Consider the following 17,331-nt stretch of genomic DNA (forward strand, 5'->3'; position numbering starts at 1 on the left):
CATCTTTTGATTTACTTTCTTCTATAAGACTTGTGCCAATCTTGAATGGCCTCTTGGCGGGAGGGGAATCTCATCTGGATCCAATTGTTTGTTTCCCATTCATGAATCGCCTGCTGTTTAGTTTGGTAAAAGCTGTAGTCGCAAATGTTCCAGCTGTTATACAGTTTCTGATACCATTTCCCTTTAGGGATGTCGCCAGGGTAACGGCGGACGGCTTTATTGGCTTGTTTTTTATCCCATGATGAACCATCTTTCTGTTGGTCGCTGCACACGGGTTGCTTTTTCACACTTCTGCTCATTGATTCTCCAACCTCCTTTTAGAGGGAAGCTAGAGATCATGCAAGGTCTTTATATGAATCACCTCTTTGCCAAAAAATAATGGAATTGATACCTATGTATGAAGGGGCTCTGATGTTAAATAGATAGACGCGGAAAAGGGGAATACGGTTGCGATACAATTGCGGAGAAGTATGTGTTTAGTTTTTTTAAAATAAAGCTTGCAATGAATCTCTATACATGATATATTCTAAGTCCGGCCAAGAAGTACACATGCCGAGCTCGAAAAAGAAGTTGAAAAAAGAGCTTGACATTAAATAGCCGAACATGATATAGTATAAGAGTTGCTGCTGAGACATTAAACGGCGCCAACGAGAACTTGATCTTTGAAAACTGAACAACGAGTGAGTAGGAAATCACGTAAGTGAAATCCAAATTAGAGAATTAATTTTCTCGTCAGATGTTTCAAAATGAGCATATCGCTCTTTTCAATACTAATTGGAGAGTTTGATCCTGGCTCAGGACGAACGCTGGCGGCGTGCCTAATACATGCAAGTCGAGCGGAGTTATTTTGAAAGCTTGCTTTCAAAATAACTTAGCGGCGGACGGGTGAGTAACACGTAGGCAACCTGCCCTTCAGACTGGGATAACTACCGGAAACGGTAGCTAATACCGGATAATTTCTTTTTTCTCCTGAGAGAAGAATGAAAGACGGAGCAATCTGTCACTGAGGGATGGGCCTGCGGCGCATTAGCTAGTTGGTGGGGTAACGGCCCACCAAGGCGACGATGCGTAGCCGACCTGAGAGGGTGAACGGCCACACTGGGACTGAGACACGGCCCAGACTCCTACGGGAGGCAGCAGTAGGGAATCTTCCGCAATGGGCGAAAGCCTGACGGAGCAACGCCGCGTGAGTGATGAAGGTTTTCGGATCGTAAAGCTCTGTTGCCAGGGAAGAACGTCCGGTAGAGTAACTGCTACCGGAGTGACGGTACCTGAGAAGAAAGCCCCGGCTAACTACGTGCCAGCAGCCGCGGTAATACGTAGGGGGCAAGCGTTGTCCGGAATTATTGGGCGTAAAGCGCGCGCAGGCGGCTATTTAAGTCTGGTGTTTAAACCTTGGGCTCAACCTGAGGTCGCACTGGAAACTGGGTGGCTTGAGTACAGAAGAGGAAAGTGGAATTCCACGTGTAGCGGTGAAATGCGTAGATATGTGGAGGAACACCAGTGGCGAAGGCGACTTTCTGGGCTGTAACTGACGCTGAGGCGCGAAAGCGTGGGGAGCAAACAGGATTAGATACCCTGGTAGTCCACGCCGTAAACGATGAGTGCTAGGTGTTAGGGGTTTCGATACCCTTGGTGCCGAAGTTAACACAGTAAGCACTCCGCCTGGGGAGTACGGTCGCAAGACTGAAACTCAAAGGAATTGACGGGGACCCGCACAAGCAGTGGAGTATGTGGTTTAATTCGAAGCAACGCGAAGAACCTTACCAGGTCTTGACATCCCTCTGAATCTGCTAGAGATAGCAGCGGCCTTCGGGACAGAGGAGACAGGTGGTGCATGGTTGTCGTCAGCTCGTGTCGTGAGATGTTGGGTTAAGTCCCGCAACGAGCGCAACCCTTAACTTTAGTTGCCAGCAAGTAATGTTGGGCACTCTAGAGTGACTGCCGGTGACAAACCGGAGGAAGGTGGGGATGACGTCAAATCATCATGCCCCTTATGACCTGGGCTACACACGTACTACAATGGCCGGTACAACGGGAAGCGAAGCCGCGAGGTGGAGCCAATCCCATCAAAGCCGGTCTCAGTTCGGATTGCAGGCTGCAACTCGCCTGCATGAAGTCGGAATTGCTAGTAATCGCGGATCAGCATGCCGCGGTGAATACGTTCCCGGGTCTTGTACACACCGCCCGTCACACCACGAGAGTTTACAACACCCGAAGTCGGTGGGGTAACCCGCAAGGGAGCCAGCCGCCGAAGGTGGGGTAGATGATTGGGGTGAAGTCGTAACAAGGTAGCCGTATCGGAAGGTGCGGCTGGATCACCTCCTTTCTATGGAGAATCGTTCTCTGCAATGAGAACATTCAAATCGGAAGTTTAACTTCCACAATCTCAGGTTTAGGCCTGTTACTCACTCGTTGCTCAGTTTTGAGAGTTTAAGCTCTCAAGTAAGACTTGATCCTTGAAAACTGGATACCGAAACGAATTTGCGTTTTAGAACATCTTTTAGCAACTTGTGCAAACAAGTAAATGTTATTAGTGAGATGATTCCAAAGAGAATGTCATCGTATGATATTTTCCTGCGGAAGAATCAAGGTTAAGCTAATAAGAGCACACGGAGGATGCCTAGGCGCCAGGAGCCGACGAAGGACGTGGCGAACAACGAAACTGCCTCGGGGAGCTGTAAGCAAGCTTTGATCCGGGGGTGTCCGAATGGGGAAACCCAGCTGTGGTAATTCGCAGTTACTCATTTCTGAATACATAGGAAATGTAGAGGCAGACCAGGGGAACTGAAACATCTAAGTACCCTGAGGAAGAGAAAACAATAGTGATTCCGTCAGTAGCGGCGAGCGAACGCGGAACAGCCTAAACCTAAGAGCTTGCTCTTAGGGGTTGTGGGACGTCTCACATGGAGTTACAAAGGAATATGGTAGGTGAAGAGGTCTGGAAAGGCCCGCGATAGAGGTAAAAGCCCTGTAACCTAAACTGTATTCTCTCCGAGACGGATCCCGAGTAGTGCGGGGCACGTGAAACCCCGTATGAATCCAGCAGGACCATCTGCTAAGGCTAAATACTACCTGGCGACCGATAGTGAAACAGTACCGTGAGGGAAAGGTGAAAAGCACCCCGGAAGGGGAGTGAAATAGAACCTGAAACCGTGTGCTTACAAAAAGTCAGAGCCCGATCTATGGGTGATGGCGTGCCTTTTGTAGAATGAACCGGCGAGTTACGTTTAACATGCAAGGTTAAGCCGAGAAGGTGGAGCCGCAGCGAAAGCGAGTCTGAATAGGGCGATTGAGTATGTGGACGTAGACCCGAAACCGTGTGATCTACCCCTGTCCAGGGTGAAGGTGCGGTAACACGCACTGGAGGCCCGAACCCACGTACGTTGAAAAGTGCGGGGATGAGGTGGGGGTAGCGGAGAAATTCCAATCGAACTCGGAGATAGCTGGTTCTCCCCGAAATAGCTTTAGGGCTAGCCTCGGTATAAGAGTAGTGGAGGTAGAGCACTGATTGGGTGCGGGGTCCGCAAGGATTACCAAGCTCAGTCAAACTCCGAATGCCATATACTTATTGCCGGGAGTCAGACAGTGAGTGCTAAGATCCATTGTCAAAAGGGAAACAGCCCAGACCATCAGCTAAGGTCCCCAAGTGTGTGTTAAGTGGGAAAGGATGTGGAGTTGCACAGACAACCAGGATGTTGGCTTAGAAGCAGCCACCATTGAAAGAGTGCGTAATAGCTCACTGGTCGAGTGACTCTGCGCCGAAAATGTAACGGGGCTAAACACACCACCGAAGCTATGGCTAGATACGTATGTATCTGGGGTAGGGGAGCGTTGTGTAGGGGTTGAAGGTGTACTGAAAAGAGCGCTGGACACTACACAAGTGAGAATGCCGGTATGAGTAACGAAAAGATCAGTGAGAATCTGATCCGCCGAAAGCCCAAGGTTTCCTGAGGAAGGCTCGTCCGCTCAGGGTAAGTCGGGACCTAAGGCGAGGCCGAAAGGCGTAGTCGAAGGACAACAGTTTGAAATTACTGTACCACCGTAATCCGCTATGAGCGATGGGGTGACGCAGGAGGGTAGTGACGCGGACTGATGGATGTCCGTCTAAGCAGTGAGGCTGATGTGTAGGCAAATCCGCACATCATTAAGGCTGGGCTGTGATGGGGAGCGAAAATTATAGTAGCGAAGGTCATGATCTCACACTGCCAAGAAAAGCCTCTAGCCAGGAGAAGGTGCCCGTACCGCAAACCGACACAGGTAGGCGAGAAGAGAATTCTAAGGCGCGCGGAAGAACTCTCGTTAAGGAACTCGGCAAAATGACCCCGTAACTTCGGGAGAAGGGGTGCCCCGGTAGTGTGAATAGCACGAGGGGGCCGCAGTGAAAAGGCCCAAGCGACTGTTTAGCAAAAACACAGGTCTGTGCGAAGCCGCAAGGCGAAGTATACGGGCTGACGCCTGCCCGGTGCTGGAAGGTTAAGGGGAGTGGTTAGGGGTAACCCGAAGCTATGAACCGAAGCCCCAGTAAACGGCGGCCGTAACTATAACGGTCCTAAGGTAGCGAAATTCCTTGTCAGGTAAATTCTGACCCGCACGAATGGCGTAACGACTTGGGCGCTGTCTCAACGAGAGATCCGGTGAAATTTTAATACCTGTGAAGATGCAGGTTACCCGCGACAAGACGGAAAGACCCCATGGAGCTTTACTGCAGCTTGATATTGAATTTGGGTACGATCTGTACAGGATAGGTGGGAGCCGTAGAAATCGGAGCGCAAGCTTCGGTGGAGGCGCCGTTGGGATACCACCCTGATCGTATCTAGGTTCTAACCTAGTACCCTTACCGGGTACGGGGACCGTGTCAGGCGGGCAGTTTGACTGGGGCGGTCGCCTCCTAAAGAGTAACGGAGGCGTTCCAAGGTTCCCTCAGAATGGTTGGAAATCATTCGCAGAGTGCAAAGGCATAAGGGAGCTTGACTGCGAGACCTACAAGTCGAGCAGGGACGAAAGTCGGACTTAGTGATCCGGTGGTACCGCATGGAAGGGCCATCGCTCAACGGATAAAAGCTACCCTGGGGATAACAGGCTTATCTCCCCCAAGAGTCCACATCGACGGGGAGGTTTGGCACCTCGATGTCGGCTCATCGCATCCTGGGGCTGAAGTAGGTCCCAAGGGTTGGGCTGTTCGCCCATTAAAGCGGTACGCGAGCTGGGTTCAGAACGTCGTGAGACAGTTCGGTCCCTATCTGTCGTGGGCGCAGGAAATTTGAGAGGAGCTGTCCTTAGTACGAGAGGACCGGGATGGACGTACCGCTGGTGCACCAGTTGTTCCGCCAGGAGCATGGCTGGGTAGCTACGTACGGACGGGATAAGCGCTGAAAGCATCTAAGCGTGAAGCCCCCCTCAAGATGAGATTTCCCAATTAGTAAGACCCCTTGAAGACGACGAGGTAGATAGGTTGGAGGTGGAAGTGCAGCAATGCATGGAGCTGACCAATACTAATCGGTCGAGGGCTTATCCTAAAAATACCCCAAAAAGTGAAGAAAAGGCTGCGAAGCTAATTCCGAATACTTTCCGGGGGCCCCGAAGAGATGACGGGCGACGCAAATTCAATTCGGATTCAGTTTTCAGGCGATTAAGCCTGAGCATTTACGCTGTAAATGCCCGTTTGGTGGCGATAGCGGAGGGGTTCCACACGTACCCATCCCGAACACGACCGTTAAGCCCTCCAGCGCCGATGGTACTTGGACCGAAGGGTCCTGGGAGAGTAGGACGCCGCCAAGCGGACAACCACATTACCCGTGGTATTTTTTTTGCCCTTAATATTAATATGTCTTAGAAGGGCCTTTAGCTCAGCTGGTTAGAGCGCACCCCTGATAAGGGTGAGGTCGGTGGTTCGAGTCCACTAAGGCCCACCATATTCCCTGATAGCTCAGTTGGTAGAGCACTCGACTGTTAATCGAGTTGTCACAGGTTCGAGTCCTGTTCGGGGAGCCATTTATGGAGAGGTGTCCGAGTTTGGCCGAAGGAGCACGATTGGAAATCGTGTAGGCGCCACAAGCGTCTCGAGGGTTCGAATCCCTCTCTCTCCGCCATAAAATTATTAGCATGGCCCGTTGGTCAAGGGGTTAAGACACCTCCCTTTCACGGAGGTAACATGGGTTCGAATCCCATACGGGTCATATCATGGAGGCTTAGCTCAGCTGGGAGAGCATCTGCCTTACAAGCAGAGGGTCGGGGGTTCGATCCCCTCAGCCTCCACCATTTTTTTTCACTGACGCGGGGTGGAGCAGCCCGGTAGCTCGTCGGGCTCATAACCCGAAGGTCGCAGGTTCAAGTCCTGCCCCCGCAACCAATTTACTCTTATACATTATGTTTAGGGATAAGCTGGTATGGTGAAAATGAATAGTATATACTAATTAATGACGCGGGGTGGAGCAGCCCGGTAGCTCGTCGGGCTCATAACCCGAAGGCCGCAGGTTCAAATCCTGCCCCCGCAACCAATTTACACTTATGCATTATGTCTATGGAACCGTGGTGTAGTTGGCCTAACATGCCTGCCTGTCACGCAGGAGATCGCGGGTTCGAATCCCGTCGGTTCCGCCATTTAGTTAATTATTATTGGGGATTAGCCAAGCGGTAAGGCAACGGACTTTGACTCCGTCATGCATAGGTTCAAATCCTATATCCCCAGCCATTTATGAGAGCCATTAGCTCAGTTGGTAGAGCACCTGACTTTTAATCAGGGTGTCGAAGGTTCGAGTCCTTCATGGCTCACCATTTTCTTTAAAGTGTGCGCGTGTGGCGGAATTGGCAGACGCACCAGACTTAGGATCTGGCGTTTCACGACGTGGGGGTTCGAGTCCCTTCACGCGCACCATGTTTTTGCGGACGTGGCTCAGCGGTAGAGCATCGCCTTGCCAAGGCGAGGGTCGCGGGTTCGATTCCCGTCGTCCGCTCCATATAGATTTTGCGCCCTTAGCTCAGCTGGATAGAGCGTTTGACTACGAATCAAAAGGCCGGGAGTTCGAATCTCTCAGGGCGCGCCATTTTTATTACTAAGCAGTTATAGTATTGTTAACGGGATGTAGCTCAGCTTGGTAGAGCACCTGGTTTGGGACCAGGGGGTCGCATGTTCAAATCGTGTCATCCCGATTTTATACCTTTGCGGGTGTAGTTCAATGGTAGAACTTCAGCCTTCCAAGCTGATAGCGTGGGTTCGATTCCCATCACCCGCTTATAAAGAGAAACACCTGCCGGTATTAGGCGGGTGTTTTTTTGTATAGTTAAGCACGTATGGATACAATAGGAACTAGAGATTTTATTTGAGGAGGGGCCAATGTTTGAATTTGAAGCAAGGTTAGTCAGACCAGATACGAATGGGAGTTGGACATATCTTACGGTTCCTTTTGACGCTGAACAAATATATGAAACTAAATCAAGGATACAAGTTAAAGGAAGCCTGAATGACATTCCCTATAAAGGAACACTCATGCCGCATGGTAATGGGAAACATTTTATGGTCGTGAAAAAAGAACTGCGAGACTTAGCCCATGCTCAACCTGGAGATATAGTACGGGTGACAATGGAACAAGATCATCAATTGCGAGAGATAGAAGCTCCAGAAGATTTTCTGGACGCACTAAGCAGCAATGAGCAGGCAGAGGTGTATTATAACAGCTTGGCTTATTCCTATCGGAAGGAATATGTGAGCTGGATCGAAGGGGCGAAAAGACCGGAAACCAGAGCAGCAAGGATCCAGAAGTCAGTTAATAAGCTGGAAGAAGGTTTGAGGCTTAAATAATAGAACAGCGTCCTCCTCCTTAATATCTGGAAAGGGACGCTGCTGTAGCGGGTATATAAGGGATCGTCCTTATATAAGAACGCCTACTTCACCATTATTCACGAACTTAATGCTTTCGATCTTCACCTCTAGTTGACCTGAAGGAATCGCTAGCTGACAAGTACTGCCGAGCTCAGCCAGCAGCAGCTGCATGCCTATAGGTGACAACATAGAAATCTTGTTATTGTTAGGTTCTGCTTGGTTAGGAAATACGATGGTATAGATATCTGTAGTATTATCGTCCAAGTAACGAAGCTGCAGCTGACTTCCGATAAAGACCTGTGAATTTAAATCTTCACCATTGAACTCAGTTAGTAATTGTTCCAGCTCGGAGCAATAACGGGATAACAGCGTTTCAGCGTTGCTTCTATCTTTGCTCCGTACCGGAAAGTACTGATTTAGAAATGCGATTTTTTCCTCATCAAAATAGATAAGCTGCTGAAGCAGCTGTGTCCGTGAGCCTTCATAGATAAGACTATGGTTCATAGTAGATTTCACCCCCTCTAAGTAGCACATTCCTTGTAAACCTGTTATGGTGTGTTGCCATCTTAAAATCCCTCCTATACAAATAGAGGTCCCCCAATGGAGACCTTCTGATCAGTATACCAGCTTCTATTTGTAAATCCAATCCATTTTAAAAGGGGAATTAAAACCTTCTAAATATTGTAATGAAAACCTTTGACTATTACATACTTGGGTGCTATGATAGGCTGATGCATAGGCATTTCGTAGAAAACTGCGAAATGCCTATACTGTATTTTGAAGATATTTTTACATTAATTGTTACCTGGGGAGTGATACGCCATGTACATTTCGTTGAGTTCACATATAGATTCCAGAACTATAAAATAACTACTTAATTTATTAAAGGAGGAGATCAGGATGATTCAAGTTAAAGAGTTTGTAGATGCTGACAATTCTTATGCAGAGAATAAAGCTAATGAGTTCCTGGCAGGACTACGGGAGGAACAGATTGTGAATATCTGTTACGGTTCGGTAGTTAAATCATCACGTGATGGGGCAGAGCACCAAAGAACCACTATACTGGTCGTGTATAAGACAAATGAAAGGCAATAACTGGAACACGTTTTTTTCATGTCTATCCATTGTCTCCACGCTGGGCGTTGTGATTGTCATCATTTATTATGTTTTCAGCTAATTAGCAAAAAGAGGACCTTTCCCATCTACGGGCAAAGGTCCTCTTTAGTTTATAAGTGCATTTACAATCTTACATTCCGTCTGGTACAGATAAACCCAAACCGGATGCGATACGCTGTCCCAAGTCTGGATCAGCTTTAAAGAAATGCTCAATCTGGAGACGTTTGATATCGTTACTTTTAACAGGAGTCATAGCGCCAACGATATTTTGAACTAGACGGGTACGTTCTTCTTCAGACATTAGACGGTACAAGTCACCTGGTTGTGTATAGTGATCGTCACTATTGTAGGAGACACTATCCGCATAACCAGAGACTTCGAACGGCGATGTTTTATGCTGCGGTGATTCTTTAGGTCCTCCTAAGCTGTTAGGCTCGTAATAGGCACCGGAACCGCCATTGTTGCCCAAGGCCATACCACCATCACGTTGATAGTTCTTCACTTCTACTTTTGGACGGTTGATAGGTAAACTGTTATGGTTGGGACCAACCCGGTGACGGTGTGCATCACCATAAGCGAACAGACGGCCTTGTAGCAATTTATCCGGCGAAGCTTCAATACCAGGAACGAAAGAGCCGGGGGAGAATGTAACTTGTTCTACTTCAGCGAAGTAGTTCTCCGGATTGCGATCCAATACCATACGGCCAACCTCGATTAACGGATAATCTTTTTGCGACCAGACCTTTGTTACATCAAATGGATCAAAACGGTAAGTCTTCGCATCCTCGATTGGCATAATTTGCACGTAGAGCTTCCAAGCAGGGAAATCTCCTTTATCAATAGCATTAAACAAGTCCTCTGTATGATAATCCGGGTTTTCCCCAGCGATTTTGGCAGCAAGGTCTGCATCTAGATTCTTAATGCCTTGTTCTGTTTTGAAATGGTATTTCACCCAGACTGCATTGCCCTCGGCATTTACCCACTTGAAGGTATGGCTACCGAACCCATGCATATGTCTCAGTGTAGCTGGAATTCCGCGATCCGACATCAAAATCGTTACCTGATGCAAAGATTCAGGCGATAAAGACCAGAAGTCCCATACAGCATTCGGGTTCTTCAGATGTGTCTGTGGATCACGTTTCTGTGTATGAATAAAGTCCGGGAATTTAATCGCATCACGAACGAAGAATACAGGCGTATTGTTACCTACGAGATCATAGTTTCCTTCTTCAGTATAGAACTTCACGGCAAATCCACGAGGGTCACGTACGGTATCAGCAGAACCTAATTCACCAGCTACAGTAGAAAAACGAATGAACAACGGTGTACGTTTGCCTACTTCAGACAAAAAGTTAGCTTTTGTGTATTGGGTTAGATCTTTTGTAACTTCAAAATACCCGTGAGCGCCAGCACCTTTAGCATGAACGACACGTTCAGGAACACGTTCTCTGTTAAAGTGGGCTAATTTCTCAAGCAAATGGACATCTTGCAGTAAAGTGGGACCGCGGTCACCGGCTGTCATTGAATTCTGATTGTCGCCTACTGGAGCACCCCAGCTGGTTGTAAGATTATTATTATTGGAGCTCATTAATAGAATCACCTCATGAGATTTGATTTTAGATTTAGTATAAGTTCTATATTAATGTTTTTTAGAGAAATTGCAACACTTTTTAAATAATTGACTCATTACAATATGTGGTAATCGTCAATACATCGTTGGCACATTCAGATATATATGATAGACAAAGTGATTAATTACTTAGCAGAATTAAAAAAGAAACAGCGCATCCCTACCATCACTGAAGGGGTGCGCTGCATTTTTTGATATAGAAGATATTCGGTTCTTGTACTTAGGCTTTAATGTACATTCTGTTGTAATATTCATCTAACATTCTTTTGGTGGCAAACTCCGTACGGGTGGTTTCGATACTCTTTTTCATCATTTGTACCCACTGTTCACGATTCTCGTAAAAGGTTGGGAGCACACGTTTCAATAAGGTGTCGTACAGTGCATCACTATCATGCTTATCCAGCACCTCAAAGTCTGTAGTTTCGAAGCCGTCTCCAATCTGCCAGCCATTCTCACCATCGATGCAGGCTTCCGGCCACCAGCCATCCAGAATAGAACAGTTCAATACACCGTTCATAGCTGCTTTCATCCCGGAGGTGCCGCTGGCTTCCAATGGTCTGCGTGGATTGTTGAGCCAAATATCAGCACCGCGCGTCAGCTGGGCGCCAATCGTCATATCGTAATTCTCGAGGAACACAACACTCTTTGGATACTTTTTCATCATCGCTACTAGGTTACTGACGATTTTTTTACCGTTATCATCGAGTGGGTGCGCTTTGCCGGAGAATACAATTTGTATCTTTCCAGACTCCAGATAAGGTTCGATAATTTCTGGCTGCGAGAAGATCAGGTCGCTTCGTTTATATGGAGCTGCTCTGCGTGAGAAGCCGATGAGTAAATTGTCAGCATTTAAGCTAATGCCGGAACGTTCTTTGATGAACTGGATCAGTTCGCCCTTGATCTCTTTATGCACTGCCCATAAGTCTCCATCCTGTTCGTAGGCTTGCGTCATTCTATCATCTACCCAGGTAGGAGTATGGATGGCATTAGTAATGCCTATAATTTCTGATCTTCCGGCTACTTCCTTCCACATTTTATTAGCCGTATCGGCGTGTAGCTGGGCTACTGCGTTGGAAATACGTGATAGTCTTAGACCTGCAACCGTCATATTAAATGGCTCGCCGCCGATCCGCTCCATCTGGTCACGGGTTAAGCCGTTGAACGCACTCATATACTCAAGTCGGTCGAGAGGATGGGTTTCGTTGCCTTCTTTGATTGGTGTGTGGGTAGTGAATACGACTTCTTCGCGAGTGGCTTTCCACGCTTCTTCGAAGGTATGGCCTCCGGACATTTTTTCACGGATTAGCTCGATAGCCGCTAGAGCCGCATGACCCTCATTGAAGTGATAGACATCAATAGGGATTTGCAACGCACGCATAGCTTTGACTCCACCAATCCCAAGCACGATCTCTTGTGCGATCCGTTCTTCGCCGAACCAGCCGTACAATTGGCCTGTGATCCAGGCATCATTATTCTCGGGAATATCCGTATCCAGTAAATACAATGTGCTGTTGCCAAAATAATCAGTTTTCCATACTTTGCATACCACATCGGTTTTTCGGACTTTAACAGTTACCTTAACCCCTGTATCTTCAAGAAACTCATAAACATAATTGTGATAGGAGTCGTACGGATTGCCATTGGCATCAATCTTTTGGTCCGTGTAACCTTGTTTCCACTTCAGCCCAATAGGGATGATAGGGGCGTTGATATCTTTTGCACCCTTGATGTAGTCTCCGGCAAGAATGCCCAGACCTCCGGCATACATTTTGAAATCGGAATGCAGCCCGTACTCCATACTAAAATAAGCGACTGACGGTAATTTTTGTTCGTTCACTTGATAAGCCTCCTAATCACGGATTAGATTAAATTGCAGTGAAGCTGCGGGCATTATCTTAGGTGCAAACGTTTGCTCAAAATAGTGCAGGCAATCATTGTGGAAGCGATTGCACCACTATTCTAGCACACTCGATGAATAAAAGCATAACGTCAATTTGGTGAAAACAACCATTTTGAATCCAATGGAGCGGAATTGATTGATAAAGTGGACAGAAGCCCCTAAGATAAAGAGATTGAAGAAATAATTAATGGTGGTGTCTAAGTTGGATATAGTTGTGATTGGAAGCTTGAATATGGATATGGTGGTACGTACAAACCGGTCACCAAATGCAGGAGAAACCCTGATTGGACAAGCCTTTGCTCTATCTCCTGGCGGAAAAGGGGCAAATCAGGCCGTTGCCGCAGCACGTCTGGGTGCAGAGGTTAGTATGATCGGAAGAGTTGGAAAAGATACCTTTGGTAGCGAAATGCTGGAGATTATCAGGAATGAAGGCATTCATATAGAGCATATTTCTGTAAGTGAACATGAGGCAACAGGAGTCGCCTCAATCGTTATTGAAGAAGATGGAGAAAATCGGATTATCGTGGTACCTGGAGCGAATATTGAGCTTACGGTAGAGGATATTCAGGCATTGGAGGCTGTGATTAGCCAGGCTAAGATCATTGTGCTGCAGCTTGAAATGGATCTGGCGATGAGTGAGCAGGCGATTGCGATTGCCCATCGTAAGGGGATTCCGGCCATCCTTAATCCTGCACCAGCTAGAGTGCTAAAGGATGAGATGCTGGCTCAGGTATCTTACCTGACACCTAATGAGACGGAAGCCGGGATTTTGTCCGGAATGACTGTGGATAGCGCAGAGACTGCTGAGCAGGCAGCCCGTATTTTGCTGCAAAAAGGAGTACAGAACGTAATTGTAACCTTGGGTTCAAAAGGTGCCCTGATTGTGAATGCTGAAGGTGCCAAGGCTGTTCCAGGCTTCCCGGTAAAGGTGGTAGATACAGTTGCTGCCGGTGACTCATTTAATGGCGCATTAGCCCAACAGCTGGTCTTAGGGAAGACCTTGGAGGAAGCCGTGAGCTTCGCTAATGCTGTAGGTGCATTGGCTGTAGGGAAAGAAGGGGCGATCCCTTCATTGCCGCAGTTGTCCGAGGTCGAGCAGTTTCTAAAACGTAAATCGCTGTAGAATAGACAGTACAGGATATTCAAGATCTATACTAGATGAGATAGGATAAGGAGCTTAAATAATGAGCAGAACAGTAACCGTTAAAAATGTGATCATCGGCGAAGGAATCCCTAAGATATGTGTTCCGCTAATTGGAGCGACCTTGTCTGAGCTGAAGCAGGAAGCGGAAGCGCTGAAAGTACTGCAACCTGATTTGGTGGAGTGGCGGACGGATTTTTTTGCTGAAGTGGAAGACGTTGCAGCTGTAAAGAACGCACTAAGCGAAATCTGTTCTGTGATTCCAGATCTGCCGCTGATTTTTACTTTTCGGAGTGCAAAAGAAGGCGGAGAGAAGCAAGTCAGCACGGAATATTACACAGCACTGAATAAAGCTGCTGCCGAGAGCGGTCTAGTAGATATAATAGATGTTGAACTATTTAATGATGAGCAGGATGTAAAGCTACTGGTCGAAGCTGCTCATGCTCATAACGTGTCTGTCATTATTTCAAATCATGATTTTCAGGGTACACCTCCTAAAGAGGAGATCATCTCACGGTTATGCAAGGCGCAGGAGCTTGGCGGGGATTTGCCCAAAATTGCCGTTATGCCCCAAGATGCAGGCGATGTGCTAACTTTGCTGGAAGCTACACACATCATGAAGGAAAAATATGCAGACCGTCCGATTATAACGATGTCTATGGCGGGAGCCGGGGTGATCAGCCGTTTGGCAGGTGAAGTTTTTGGTTCAGCGCTTACCTTCGGAGCTGCACATAAACCTTCTGCACCTGGCCAGGTAGCTGTCGCTGAGCTTCGGAATACATTGTCGCTGCTGCACCGCAGTCTGTGATTTCTGCTGATTGCTATTGCCTCAAAAAAAAGGCATCCGGAGTATCCGGATGCCTTTTTCTATTTTAAAATATTGTTCGTGCGCTTACGCATTTTTTCCCGTATATACATGTACGGCATCTCTTAGAAACGCAGCGAGTCCAGGGCGGCGTTTGTCATAGTATTCGGTAAAACGTTCATCATCAACATACAATTGTGCAACACCAGCATGAGCTTCTTTGGAATAGGAATTCCAGTAGAAGGAGAGCCACTCACGGTGTAGGTCTGCACTTTTTTGCGCTAATACACTGGCAGGATCTCCATGCTCCATTGCTTGCAAGAGTGTTTCGAACATCTCTTCCTCAAGCTGTTGTATAGCGGCATATTGATCTTCTGTCATTCCTTTAAGCTTTTGGTTGGATTGATTAATGGTGTCATCTCCGTATTTCTCCCTTATTTCTTGGCCATATTTCTTTTCGTTGTCATCTACCAGCTTTTGTTTAAAGCCTTCGAATTTTTCAGTATCACTCATGGTAATTCTCCCTTCTTTTTGAGCCAGCGTCTTTTCGACGTTAGCGATTAATAGATCTAATTGCTGTCTTTTTTCCAGTAGCTTGTCATGATGCTCCCGCAGCGCTTTGGCTCCGTCGAATGAGGGCTCTGTCATAATAGCCTTGATACGTTCCAGACTTAAGCCAAGCTCCCGATAAAATAAAATTTGCTGTAGTAGATCTACTTCGGTACGGCCATAGATACGATACCCCGAAGAGTTGATTCTCGCCGGCTTAAGAATGCCAAACTCATCGTAGTAGCGCAGGGTCCGTGTGCTGATTCCAGCTAACTCTGCGAGCTTCTGCACTGTGTATTCCGTAGTATCACCTCCTACAAACCAAATGTACACCTTTACGTAACGTGAAGGTCAAATGGTTTTTTTAGCATATCCAAAACAGCGACAGCTACCCTCTGAATGATCATGGGGAAGTCTGCCGCTGCTATGAATAAGTCTATAATGTTGAGCTATGTTGAGCTTTGCTGCTGCTTGAATTTATTTATGACCCATTTGTGCTGTGAAATAATTGTGCAATTCCTCCAGCTTACGAGGGTCCGCAAGGGTTGCTTGGTCTGAGAAGTAGTGTTCAACGACAAGGTCCCAGGTAGGTACAATTTTTTGTGAGGTCATAGCCTTTATGGCTACCTTAACTGTTTTGCGTTCTTTGGCATTGGAGAAGGTATCTACGTAATGCTGTGAACGCTCAAAATCCAGATCCTTAAACACGGCGCGGAAGATCTCTGATGTCATCTGTGCATCATCCAGCGCCCGGTGTGCAGATCCAGTAGGCTCAAGCTCAAACAATGCCATCGCGCTTTCCACGCTGACATCATTGCTAAGACCACGCGCACGAAGAACTCCTTTGAGCAAATCGAAATACGTAGCGGACATCCAGTAGGATTCGTCCATCTTGTGCATGCGCACATCCTGAATGATTCGCTTCATGTCTTCGCCACCCCAGGTAAGCAGCAGAACTCCGTCTGTGCTTAGATCAAGCCACTCTCTAAAAGCAGTGATGACTTTGGGGAAGCGAGCGGCAATATCGATTTCCTCTTGAGGGATACCCGTTTTTTTCTTAATAAAGGAATTCAGGGTGGAGAAATATATAGGTTTGATCAAGGAAGAAAATTCATCCTTATACTGCAGTGAAGAGTCTAACCGGACGGCTCCAATCTCAATGACCTCCATAGGGTGCTCGCTGGCAAACTTACGGCCGTTGAATTCGATGTCCAGAATAATATAATCCACAGGTACTTGCCTCCGTTTCCATGACTGACGCTGTAGTGCTTAATACGTCGACTTCTCTATTTTAACAAAAAAAGTGATGTAATGGGGAATATGGAGACAAGCTAATATTTGCACAAAAAAATGAACCAGCGTAACATCTGCGCACTGGTTCATTTAATCACTATTAAAATTTAATCCTATAAAAGATTAATGTCCTGAATCGGCTGTTCATTTATAACGGATCCGTCATCAAGACGAAGCCAGGTATTGAAGTCTTGAGTGCCTTTGACCAGTTCGATGACGCGTGCTCCCCGCATAAAGCCTTCTTTTCCATAAGTATTGTAGCCGGTAGCACGGCCATAAGAAAGACGTATGCCATACAGGCTGCCGCTAAAATCGTTGATATGGTCATGTCCGCAGAAGGTGCCAAGCACATCACCCATTTCCAGCAAAGCTGAGAATAAGCCCGAGTTCACCTCAGGTGAGCATACACGCTCAAACTTATGCCCATGACAGACTTGTGTAGACCAGACATCCCGATATTCGGGAATTGGAATATGGAAGAAAGCCAAGGCAGGCAGCCTGTTCTCAGCAGTCTTCGGATTCAGCCGCGCAGATTCAGCCGTCAGCCAGTTGATCTGATTCCGCCCAATCCAATTGTAGCCCGGGATATCCTCATACTCGGAGTAGCCGCCAGAGTCCAGAAAATACAAAATAGCAGCCGAGTGGTCTTCCTGATCTTTAATTTCAAGAGTGTAATTGCCCGAGCCTTCCAGCTCTTCTGGACCGGCTTCGGTCAGGCAGTGGGGATGTTCCAGGGCAATTTGCATCAGTTCACTCTTTGAAATCAGAGTTTCTGTGTCATGGTTGCCAAATACAAAGGTCCAAGGGATGCCGGATCTCTCCACGGCAGCGACAGCCTCACGAAAAGCTTGTGCGGGGTGCTCGCATGCCTTGTTTCCCGGTGATACAGGACCCGTGTAAATAAGATCTCCCGTGAAAACCACAAGATCAGGTTGTTCCGCATCCAGAATGCGTTCCATCAGTGCCTCGGTAAGCTGATCCTCAGCTCTTCCATCCATCCAGTGCAGATCGGTAAATTGTACGATTTTAAAAGTGCCATCTTGCTGAAATGATAAACTGTGTCTCATTAGAATAA

The 17,331-nt window shown here is 47.2% G+C and carries 11 protein-coding genes, 15 tRNA genes and 3 rRNA genes; 22 read left to right on the forward strand and 7 right to left on the reverse strand.

The features are described 5' to 3' along the window. Positions 1-11 precede the first annotated feature (11 nt). Complete coding sequence (locus MHH46_RS04275) at positions 12-299, reverse strand: hypothetical protein (RefSeq protein ID WP_076130108.1); 288 nt, start codon at positions 297-299, stop codon at positions 12-14. Between the two features lie 472 nt (positions 300-771). On the opposite strand from MHH46_RS04275, the gene MHH46_RS04280 reads away from it, so the two are divergent. The 19 genes from MHH46_RS04280 (at position 772) to MHH46_RS04370 (ending at position 7,801) form a co-directional block, all read left to right on the forward strand. Beyond that, positions 772-2,329, forward strand: a 16S ribosomal RNA gene (locus MHH46_RS04280). Between the two features lie 263 nt (positions 2,330-2,592). Further along, positions 2,593-5,519 (forward strand): 23S ribosomal RNA (locus MHH46_RS04285). A 145-nt stretch (positions 5,520-5,664) separates the two neighbouring features. Beyond that, positions 5,665-5,781 (forward strand): 5S ribosomal RNA (rrf, locus tag MHH46_RS04290). The 16S, 23S and 5S rRNA genes sit together here with 15 tRNA genes alongside, the layout of an rRNA operon. 57 nt (positions 5,782-5,838) lie before the next feature. Further along, positions 5,839-5,915, forward strand: a tRNA-Ile gene (locus tag MHH46_RS04295). A gap of 3 nt (positions 5,916-5,918) precedes the next feature. Then, positions 5,919-5,994: transfer RNA gene (locus MHH46_RS04300), tRNA-Asn, on the forward strand. 5 nt (positions 5,995-5,999) lie between these two features. Further along, positions 6,000-6,092 (forward strand) — tRNA-Ser (locus tag MHH46_RS04305). A 15-nt stretch (positions 6,093-6,107) separates the two neighbouring features. Then, positions 6,108-6,179, forward strand: a tRNA-Glu gene (locus MHH46_RS04310). A 6-nt stretch (positions 6,180-6,185) separates the two neighbouring features. Continuing rightward, a tRNA-Val gene (locus tag MHH46_RS04315) sits at positions 6,186-6,261 on the forward strand. Positions 6,262-6,275: 14 nt separating this feature from the next. Then, a tRNA-Met gene (locus MHH46_RS04320) sits at positions 6,276-6,352 on the forward strand. A 71-nt stretch (positions 6,353-6,423) separates the two neighbouring features. Beyond that, positions 6,424-6,500 (forward strand) — tRNA-Met (locus MHH46_RS04325). A gap of 25 nt (positions 6,501-6,525) precedes the next feature. Further along, positions 6,526-6,603, forward strand: a tRNA-Asp gene (locus tag MHH46_RS04330). Between the two features lie 16 nt (positions 6,604-6,619). Continuing rightward, a tRNA-Gln gene (locus MHH46_RS04335) sits at positions 6,620-6,694 on the forward strand. Between the two features lie 7 nt (positions 6,695-6,701). After that, positions 6,702-6,777 (forward strand) — tRNA-Lys (locus MHH46_RS04340). A 15-nt stretch (positions 6,778-6,792) separates the two neighbouring features. Further along, positions 6,793-6,877 (forward strand) — tRNA-Leu (locus MHH46_RS04345). Between the two features lie 7 nt (positions 6,878-6,884). Continuing rightward, positions 6,885-6,959, forward strand: a tRNA-Gly gene (locus MHH46_RS04350). A gap of 10 nt (positions 6,960-6,969) precedes the next feature. Next, positions 6,970-7,046: transfer RNA gene (locus tag MHH46_RS04355), tRNA-Arg, on the forward strand. Between the two features lie 32 nt (positions 7,047-7,078). Then, positions 7,079-7,152, forward strand: a tRNA-Pro gene (locus MHH46_RS04360). A gap of 12 nt (positions 7,153-7,164) precedes the next feature. After that, a tRNA-Gly gene (locus MHH46_RS04365) sits at positions 7,165-7,235 on the forward strand. A gap of 101 nt (positions 7,236-7,336) precedes the next feature. Then, positions 7,337-7,801: a YdeI/OmpD-associated family protein gene (locus MHH46_RS04370; RefSeq protein ID WP_076130677.1), complete on the forward strand. Its 465-nt coding sequence runs from the start codon at positions 7,337-7,339 to the stop codon at positions 7,799-7,801. A gap of 69 nt (positions 7,802-7,870) precedes the next feature. Here the strand turns inward: MHH46_RS04370 and MHH46_RS04375 are convergent, their stop codons facing one another. Next, positions 7,871-8,326, reverse strand: coding sequence for a GreA/GreB family elongation factor (locus MHH46_RS04375; RefSeq protein ID WP_076130676.1), 456 nt, complete (start codon positions 8,324-8,326; stop codon positions 7,871-7,873). A 396-nt stretch (positions 8,327-8,722) separates the two neighbouring features. Between MHH46_RS04375 and MHH46_RS04380 the strand changes: the two genes are divergently transcribed. After that, a complete protein-coding gene (locus MHH46_RS04380; protein ID WP_036686883.1) occupies positions 8,723-8,917 on the forward strand; it encodes a sporulation protein Cse60 in 195 nt (64 codons plus the stop codon). Positions 8,918-9,068: 151 nt separating this feature from the next. Here MHH46_RS04380 and katA read toward each other — a convergent pair whose 3' ends face one another. Both katA and glgP read right to left on the reverse strand, forming a co-directional pair. Next, positions 9,069-10,526 (reverse strand): catalase KatA, encoded by a 1,458-nt coding sequence (gene katA, locus MHH46_RS04385; protein ID WP_076130675.1) that lies wholly within the window; start codon positions 10,524-10,526, stop codon positions 9,069-9,071. Positions 10,527-10,788: 262 nt separating this feature from the next. Continuing rightward, positions 10,789-12,405, reverse strand: coding sequence for an alpha-glucan family phosphorylase (glgP, locus tag MHH46_RS04390; protein ID WP_076130674.1), 1,617 nt, complete (start codon positions 12,403-12,405; stop codon positions 10,789-10,791). A gap of 256 nt (positions 12,406-12,661) precedes the next feature. On the opposite strand from glgP, the gene rbsK reads away from it, so the two are divergent. Then, on the forward strand, positions 12,662-13,591 hold the full coding sequence (rbsK, locus tag MHH46_RS04395) for a ribokinase (RefSeq protein WP_217696554.1): 930 nt from the start codon (positions 12,662-12,664) through the stop codon (positions 13,589-13,591). Positions 13,592-13,652: 61 nt separating this feature from the next. After that, complete coding sequence (gene aroD, locus MHH46_RS04400; protein WP_076130672.1) at positions 13,653-14,417, forward strand: type I 3-dehydroquinate dehydratase; 765 nt, start codon at positions 13,653-13,655, stop codon at positions 14,415-14,417. An 84-nt stretch (positions 14,418-14,501) separates the two neighbouring features. Here the strand turns inward: aroD and MHH46_RS04405 are convergent, their stop codons facing one another. The 3 genes from MHH46_RS04405 to MHH46_RS04415 all read right to left on the reverse strand — a co-directional run bounded on the left by MHH46_RS04405 (position 14,502) and on the right by MHH46_RS04415 (position 17,323). After that, positions 14,502-15,254, reverse strand: a complete 753-nt coding sequence (locus MHH46_RS04405; protein WP_076187440.1) for a MerR family transcriptional regulator — start codon at positions 15,252-15,254, stop codon at positions 14,502-14,504. A 186-nt stretch (positions 15,255-15,440) separates the two neighbouring features. Further along, positions 15,441-16,193 (reverse strand): 3'-5' exonuclease, encoded by a 753-nt coding sequence (locus MHH46_RS04410; protein WP_076194373.1) that lies wholly within the window; start codon positions 16,191-16,193, stop codon positions 15,441-15,443. Positions 16,194-16,369: 176 nt separating this feature from the next. Beyond that, positions 16,370-17,323, reverse strand: a complete 954-nt coding sequence (locus tag MHH46_RS04415; RefSeq protein WP_076130670.1) for a metallophosphoesterase family protein — start codon at positions 17,321-17,323, stop codon at positions 16,370-16,372. Between the last annotated feature and the right edge of the window lie 8 nt (positions 17,324-17,331).

Source organism: Paenibacillus sp. FSL H8-0175, from assembly GCF_045040615.1.
In the GTDB taxonomy this organism is placed as follows: domain Bacteria; phylum Bacillota; class Bacilli; order Paenibacillales; family Paenibacillaceae; genus Paenibacillus_AQ; species Paenibacillus_AQ odorifer.